This is a genomic window from Bradyrhizobium sp. P3_C3, from assembly GCF_056402655.1.
This window is the reverse complement of sequence record NZ_JBFUGY010000101.1, coordinates 1-7766: the sequence shown is the minus strand read 5'-3', so window position 1 is coordinate 7766 and position 7766 is coordinate 1. Positions and strand designations below refer to the sequence as shown.

The following is a 7766-nucleotide window of genomic DNA, read 5'->3' as shown; positions in this document are numbered from 1 at the left end:
TGCCCTCTCCCACAAGGGGAGAGGGCGCAATAGCCGCCACTCAAAGAGCGGATGCAGGAGCGCCCCATGTCCCAACCGCTGCTGATCGAGCACAACGACGGCGTCGATACGGTGACGCTCAATCGGCCCGAAAACCTCAACGCGCTCGATCCCGCGCTGATCGATGCGCTCAACGTTTATTTCCAGGGCCTCCAGCGCAACCGCGACACGCGCGTCGTCGTGCTGAAGGGCGCCGGCAAGAATTTTTGCGCCGGCCTCGACCTCAAGGCGGCGATGGCCCGCCGTGCCGGGCAGCAGGAACTACCCGGCGTCACCGAGTCGCTCGACTCGCAGCGCCGCATTGCCGACATCGTGATGCTGATGCGGCGTTGTCCGCAGCCGATCATCGCTCTGGTGCAGGGCGCGGCGGCCGGCGGCGGGTTTGCGCTGGCGCTTGCCTCCGACATCCGCATCGCGACGAAGTCGGCGCGGATGAACTGTGCCTTCATCAAGCTCGGCCTTGGCGGCTGCGATATCGGCACCAGCTACTTTCTGCCGCGGCTCGTCGGCGTCTCAGTCGCATCCGAGCTGATCCTGACCGGACGTTTCATCGGCGCCGAGCGCGCGCTCGCGGTCGGGCTCGTGTCCGAGGTCGTCGATGAAAACCAGCTCGATGATGCCGCTGCGCCCTATGTCGATGCGATGATGACGGCCTCGCCCGTGGGACTGCGCCTGTCAAAAGAATGTCTCAACATGAGCGTCGATGCGGGATCGCTGGAAACCGTGATCGCGATAGAGGACCGCAACCAGGTCCTGTGCAGCCGCTCCGAGGAATTTTCGGAAGGCATCAGGGCCTTCCTTGAGAAGCGAAAGCCTGTCTATATCAGGCGCTGAAACGAGAACGATCCGCAAAGGACGATAATTCCGGGAGATGCAAAATGAGTGGAAGTGCGGCGGCAGTAATGACGAAGCCCGCCTTTCGCAAGGTCGAGTGGCTCGCGCGCGACATCGACGTCGAGCGGCGCGACGACGGCACGGTGGTGCTGAAGTCGCGCATTCCGCTGCAAGCCTACGAGACGCATCTTCCGGCCTCGCTGGCGAAATGGGCCAGGCAAGCGCCTGAGCGCATCTGGCTCGCGCAGCGCGGCGGAGTGAACCGCGAGTGGCGCAAGGTCTCCTATGGCGAGGCCAAACGTACCGTGGATGCGCTGACGCAGGCGCTGCTCAATCTCAGGCTCGACGGCAGGCCTGTCACGATCCTCTCCGGCAATTCGATCGAGCACGCGCTGATGACGCAGGCCGCGATGCAGGCGCGCTCGCCGGCGGCTCCGGTGTCGCCGGCTTACTCCTTGATGAGCTATGATCACGTCAAGCTGAAATATCTGTTCGACCTGATCAAGCCGGCCGTGGTGATGGTGCAGGACGGCCCGACCTTCGAGAAGGCGCTGAACGCACTCGACCTCACCGGCGTCACCGTCGTTCACGTCGTGCGTCCCTGCGACAGTATCACGAGCGTCAGCTTTGCCGAGCTCGCGGCAACGTCCGTGACCGCCGATGTCGAAGCATCGATCGCGAAGATCACGCCGCAGACCGTGGGCAAGCTGTTGTTCACCTCCGGCTCGACCGGCATGCCCAAGGCGGTCATCAACACGCAAGAGATGATGTGCGCCAATGCGGCGATGATGATGCAGGTGCGGCCGCGCGATCCCGGCGGTCCGATCTCGACCATGCTGGACTGGATGCCATGGAACCACACCATGGGCGGTAACGCGGCGTTTCATCCGGTGYTGGTCGACGGCGGCACGCTCTATATCGATGACGGCCGGCCGATGCCGGGCCGGTTCGAGGAGACGCTGCGGAATCTGCGCGAGATCTCGCCGACCTATTACGCCAATGTGCCCGCCGGCTATGCCGCGCTCGCGGCCGCCATGGAGAAGGACGATGCGCTGTGCCGCTCGTTCTTCAAGAACCTGTCGATCATGGCCTATGGCGGCGCGCGGCTGCCTGACGATCTCTATGAGCGCATGCAGGCCCTCGCAGTGAAGACGACCGGCGAGCGCATCGTGTTCTACACCGGCTGGGGCTCGACCGAGACGGCGCCGACCTCGACCGGCACCTATTGGGACACCGAGCGCGTCGGCCTGATCGGCCTGCCATTCCCCGGCGTCGAATTGAAGATGGTGCCGTGCGGCCCGAAATACGAATTGCGCCTGCGCGGCGTCAACGTCACGCCCGGCTATTTTGGCCAGCCTGATCTCACCAAAAAGATGTTCGACGAGGAAGGCTTTTACTGTATCGGCGATGCCGGCATTTTTGTTGACGATGCCGATCCGGTGAAGGGCATCATCTTCGCCGGCCGCGTCGTGGAGGACTTCAAGCTCACCACCGGGACCTTCGTGCATGTCGGCTCGCTGCGCACCGATGCGATCGCGGCGGCGACGCCCGTTGTGCATGACGCGCTGGTTGCCGGGCAGGATCAATGCTCGATCGGTCTGCTGGCATGGCCGAACCTGCACGCCTGTCGCCAGCTGGTCGGCAATCCCGAGCTGAGCTTCGAGGATGCCGTGAAGCATCCTGAGGTGATCGCCTGCTTCAAACGCGGCCTCGAAGCACACAACGCGGAGTGTGGCGGCGCCAGCAGCCGCGCTATCGCGCGCGCAATGCTGATGGCCGAGCCGCCCTCCATCGACGGCAATGAGCTCACCGACAAGGGCTACATCAACCAGCGCGCCGGCCTGGAACGCCGCGCGGCGCTGGTGGAGCGGCTTTATGCCGACAAGCCGGATCAGGACGTGATCGTGCTGCGATGAATGCGCAACTCTCTCAACTCGTCATTCCGGGATGGCCCGAAGGGCCAGGCCCGGAATCCATAACCCCGGCTGGTGGATATGGATTCCGGGCTCGCGGGCCGCGCGCCCCGGAATGACGGCGCAGACAAATGACAACGAATAAGCAGAGGTAGCCCGCCATGAATTTCGATTTCTCTGACGACCAGAAACAGCTCCGCGACCAGGCGCGCAAATTCCTCACCGAAAAATGCTCGCCGAAGGCGGTGCGCGTCGTGCTCGACGGCAAGGCGCCCTACGACAAGGAACTCTGGAAGGGTCTCGCCGAGATGGGCTTTCTCGGTGTCGCGATTCCAGAAGAGTTCGGCGGTGCGGGCGCGGGTCATCTCGAGCTCTGCGTGATCGCGGAGGAGATGGGCCGGGCGAATGCGCCGGTGCCGTTCTCCTCGACGGTGTATCTTGCCGCCGAAGCGCTATTGATCGCCGGCAGCGAGGCGCAGAAGAAGAAATGGCTGCCTGCGATTGCCTCGGGCGACGCGATTGGCACGCTGGCGCTGTTCGAGGGCAAGGGCAATCCGTCGCCGAAGAACGTCAAGCTCACCGCTGCGAATGGCGTGCTCAACGGCGTCAAGAGGCCGGTCGCCGATGGTGCGATCGCCGATTTCGCCGTGGTTGCCGCGCGCGCGGGATCGAGCGGTCGCGACGGCGACATCTCGCTGTTCCTCGTCGACCTCAAGGCCGGTGGCGTCGAGGTGAAAGGCCTCACCAATCTCGATCCGACCCGCGGGCAGGCCGAGATCACCTTCAAAGACTGCAAGGCCGAGCCGCTGGGAGCTGCGGGTGAAGGCTGGAGCATTTTGACCCAGGTGCTCGACCGCGCCGCGGTGCTGTGCGCCTTCGAGCAGGTCGGGGGCTCCGATCGCGCGTTGGAGATGGGCCGCGACTACGCGCTCGACCGCATCGCTTTCGGCCGCCAGATCGGCTCGTTCCAAGCGGTCAAGCATATGCTCGCGGACATGTATGTGTCGGCGACGCTGGCGCGCTCCAACAGCTATTACGGTGCCTGGGCGCTCTCGACCAACGCGGCCGAGCTGCCGGAAGCCGCCGCCGCCGCACGCATCAGCGCGACGCAGGCGTTCCAGCACTGCGCCAAGAACAACATCCAGGTTCACGGCGGCATGGGCTTCACCTGGGAGTTCGACTGCCACATGTACTACCGCCGCGCCAACGCCATGGCGCTGGGGCTCGGCAGCCTGTCCTATTGGGAAGACCAGTTGATCGACCGCATGCGGAAGAAGAACGCGGCGTAACGACAGGTGATTTGTAGGATGGGTAGAGCGTAGCGAAACCCATCATGACGCGGGTGGTCTGACAGATGGGTTTCGCTTCGCTCTACCCATCCTACGACGCCGGCGAAGGATGACAGACCATGAATTTCGACGACACCCCGCAGGAAGCCGAATTCCGGGCCACCGCCCGCGCCTGGATCGGCGCGAACGCGCCCAGGCAGTACGAGGAAGAGCTGCGCAAATCCTCGCTCGGCCGCACCCAGCTCAAGAACGCCAATATTCTCGAGGTCGCCAAGGCCTGGCAGAAGAAGAAGGCCGATGCCGGCTGGGCCTGCCTGCACTGGCCGAAGGAATATGGCGGCCGCGGCTCGTCGCCGATCGAGCGCGTGATCTGGCAGCAGGAAGAGGGGCCGTTCGGCCAGCTCTCCCGCATGTTCATCATCGGCCACGGCATGTGCGGGCCGACCATGATGGCGTTCGCGCGCGAGGAGCATAAGCGCACCTACCTCCCGCCGCTCGCTTCCGGCGAAAAGGTCTGGTGCCAGCTGTTCTCCGAGCCGGCCGGCGGCTCCGACGTCGCGGGCCTGCGCACGCGCGCGGAAAAGGACGGCGATGACTGGGTCATCAACGGCCAGAAGATCTGGACGTCGGGTGCGCATTATTCCGACTACGGCATCCTGCTCACCCGCACCGATCCGACCGTGCCCAAGCACAAGGGGCTCACCATGTTCTTCCTGGACATGAAGAGCCCGGGCGTTGAGGTCAGGCCGATCAAGCAGGCGAGCGGCGCCTCCGACTTCAACGAGGTCTATTTCACCAATGTCCGCATTCCCGATCACCAGCGCCTCGGCGAGGTCGGTGACGGCTGGAACGTTTCGCTGACCACGTTGATGAACGAGCGCAGCGCGATCGGCGCGGCCGTCTCGACCGGTTTCCCGGAGCTGTTCGAATATTGCTCCAGCCTGATGCTCGACGACGGCCCAGCGATCGAGGATCGTGCGGTGCGCTCGAAACTTGCGAACTGGGCGGCGAAGGCGAGCGGGCTGAAGTACACCAGCATGCGCGCGATCTCGGCGCTGTCGAAGGGCGAGCGCCCGGGTCCGGAAAATTCCATCGGCAAGCTGGTGGCGGGCTCGATGATCCAGGACGTCGCGACCTACGCGCTGGACCTGCAGGGTGCGAGCGGCGTGATCAGCGGCGAGGATGCTGAACTCGTCGGCCGTTTCCAGGCGATGCTCTTGCGCGCGCCGGGCACGCGCGTCGAAGGCGGCACCGACGAGATCATGCGCAACATCATCGCCGAGCGGGTGCTGGGCCTGCCCGGCGATATCCGGGTCGACAAGGACGTGCCGTTCAACAAGATCCCGACGAAGGGAAGAGGTTAGAATCGTAGGGTGGGCAAAGGCGCGTAGCGCCGTGCCCACCAATTCTGTCGAGAACGAGGGAAGGTGGTGGGCACGCTTCGCTTTGCCCACCCTACGCACCGAGCAAGAATTGAGAGGTTCGCCATGAATTTCGACGACACCCCGCAGGAAGCCGCTTTCCGCGAGACCGCGCGCAAATGGGTCGAGGCCAATGCGCCCAGGGAGTTGCATGCCGAGCTGTCGAAATCCTCGCTCGGCCGCATCCGGCTGGCCAATCATGACATCGTCGATGTCGGCAAGGCCTGGCAGAAGAAGAAGTTCGAAGGTAATTGGGCCTGCCTGCACTGGCCGAAGGAATATGGCGGCCGCGGTGCGACCCCGATCGAGCGCGTGATCTGGCAGCAGGAGGAGGGCGTCTACGGCAAGCTGACGCAGCCGTTCCAGATCGGCGAGGGCATGTGCGGCCCGACCGTGATGGCTTTTGGCAGCGAGGATGCCAAGCGCCGCCATCTGCCGAAGCTCGCCTCCGGCGAGGAGATCTGGTGCCAGCTGTTCTCCGAACCGTCCGCCGGCTCCGACGTCGCGGGCCTGCGCACGCGCGCGGAGAAGAAGGGCGACAACTGGGTCGTCAACGGCCAGAAGATCTGGACCTCGGGCGCGCATTATTCCGACTTCGGTCTGTTGATCGCGCGGACCGATCCGAATGTACCCAAGCACAAGGGCCTCACCATGTTCTTCCTGGACATGAAGAGCCCGGGCGTCGAGGTCCGCCCGATCAAGCAGGCCAACGGCATGCAGGAGTTCAACGAGGTCTATTTCACCGATGTGGTGATATCAGACAGCCAGCGCCTCGGCGCCGTCGGCGAGGGCTGGAGCGTGTCGCTGACGACGCTGATGAACGAGCGGATGTCGATCGGCTCGCGGCTTGCGACCGGCGTCCCTGAAATGTTCGAGTTCTGCTCCAATCTGATGCTCGAGGACGGGCTCGCCATCGACGATCCCGCCGTGCGCTCGAAACTCGCGAGCTGGGCGGTGAAGTCGAGCGGGCTGAAATACACCAGCTACCGCGCGATCTCGGCGCTCTCGAAGGGCGATCGGCCGGGGCCGGAGAATTCGATCGGCAAGCTCGTCTCGGGCATGATGCTCCAGGACATCGCGACCTACGCCATGGACCTCCAGGGCGCGGCCGGCGCTCTCACCGGTACGGACGAGGAGACGGTGCAGGGCCAGTTCCAGCAGATGCTGCTGTCCTCGCCCTCGATGCGCATTGCCGGCGGCACCGACGAGATCTTGCGCAACATCATCGCCGAGCGTGTGCTGGGATTGCCGGGCGACATCCGCGTCGACAAGGACGTGCCTTATAACAAGATCCCGACCAAGGGGCGGTGATCCAGCCTCTCGCTGTATCTCGTAGGGTGGGCAAAGCGAAGCGTGCCCACCATATGCAGATGCGCCGGGGTAAGTCTGTCGGTGGGCACGGCGCTATCGCGCCTTTGCCCACCCTACGAGGAGCGCGAGCTAATTCATGGATGCAAAAGTGAGCCAGACCCAAGACCGCATCGGCGTGCTCGAAGAGCTCCTCAACGAGCGCTACTCCGTCCGCGCCTTCCTGCCCAAGCAAGTCGACCGCGCGACCATCGAGCATGTGCTGGCCACCGCACAGCGCACCGCGTCCTGGTGCAACAGCCAGCCCTGGCAGGTCATCATCGCCAGCGGCGCGGCCAAGGAGCGTTTTCGCCAGCTAATCTACAAGGAAGCCTCAGGCGGCCTCGGCGATGATTACGACTTCACCCCGCCGCGCGAATATGTCGGCGTCTATCTCGAGCGCCGCCGCGAGAGCGGGTTTCAGCTCTACAACACGCTCGGCATCGCGCGCGGCGACAGAGGCGCCTACGCAAAGCAGGCGCTGGAGAATTACAATTTCTTCGGCGCGCCCCATGTCGCGATCATCCACACCAACGAGCCGCTCGGCATCTACGGTGCGATCGACTGCGGCGCCTATGTCTCGAATTTCATGCTGGCCGCGCAGGCGCTCGGGCTCGGCACCATTCCGCAGGCGGCACTGGCGCGCCACTCCAGCCTGATCCGCCGCCACTTCAATCTGCCTGACGATCGCCGCGTCGTCTGCGGCATCTCGTTCGGCTATGCCGACGACGCCCACAAGGCCAACAGCTACCGGACCTCGCGCGCGAGCGTCGCCGACACCGCCACGTTCGCGGACGAATGATCCCGTCTCACGCGCGCGATCCGGTTTTCACGCATGCGCAAAGGCGGCCGCAGAAACGGCCGCCTTCACATTCGTCTCGGTCCGGTTGACGCGGCCGTTATCCGCCGCTGCCGCCGATCAC

At 64.4% G+C, this 7766-nt stretch carries 6 protein-coding genes; all 6 read left to right on the top strand.

Going from position 1 to position 7766, the window contains the following annotated elements; translation table 11 throughout:
• The first annotated feature begins 66 nt into the window (after positions 1 to 66).
• The 6 genes from AC1DW2_RS43050 to AC1DW2_RS43025 all read left to right on the top strand — a co-directional run bounded on the left by AC1DW2_RS43050 (position 67) and on the right by AC1DW2_RS43025 (position 7645).
• Positions 67 to 873, top strand: a complete 807-nt coding sequence (locus AC1DW2_RS43050; protein ID WP_477009129.1) for an enoyl-CoA hydratase/isomerase family protein — start codon at positions 67 to 69, stop codon at positions 871 to 873.
• Between the two features lie 44 nt (positions 874 to 917).
• Positions 918 to 2789 (top strand): AMP-binding protein, encoded by a 1872-nt coding sequence (locus AC1DW2_RS43045; RefSeq protein ID WP_477009128.1) that lies wholly within the window; start codon positions 918 to 920, stop codon positions 2787 to 2789.
• A 158-nt stretch (positions 2790 to 2947) separates the two neighbouring features.
• On the top strand, positions 2948 to 4075 hold the full coding sequence (locus tag AC1DW2_RS43040; protein ID WP_477009127.1) for an acyl-CoA dehydrogenase family protein: 1128 nt from the start codon (positions 2948 to 2950) through the stop codon (positions 4073 to 4075).
• A gap of 119 nt (positions 4076 to 4194) precedes the next feature.
• A complete protein-coding gene (locus AC1DW2_RS43035) occupies positions 4195 to 5439 on the top strand; it encodes an acyl-CoA dehydrogenase (RefSeq protein ID WP_085398970.1) in 1245 nt (414 codons plus the stop codon).
• Between the two features lie 123 nt (positions 5440 to 5562).
• Positions 5563 to 6807 carry an acyl-CoA dehydrogenase gene (locus AC1DW2_RS43030; protein WP_477009126.1) on the top strand — a complete coding sequence of 415 codons (1245 nt, stop codon included), beginning with the start codon at positions 5563 to 5565 and terminating at the stop codon, positions 6805 to 6807.
• A gap of 136 nt (positions 6808 to 6943) precedes the next feature.
• Entirely contained in the window at positions 6944 to 7645 is a 702-nt protein-coding gene (locus AC1DW2_RS43025; RefSeq protein ID WP_477009125.1) for a nitroreductase, read from the top strand.
• Positions 7646 to 7766 lie beyond the last annotated feature (121 nt).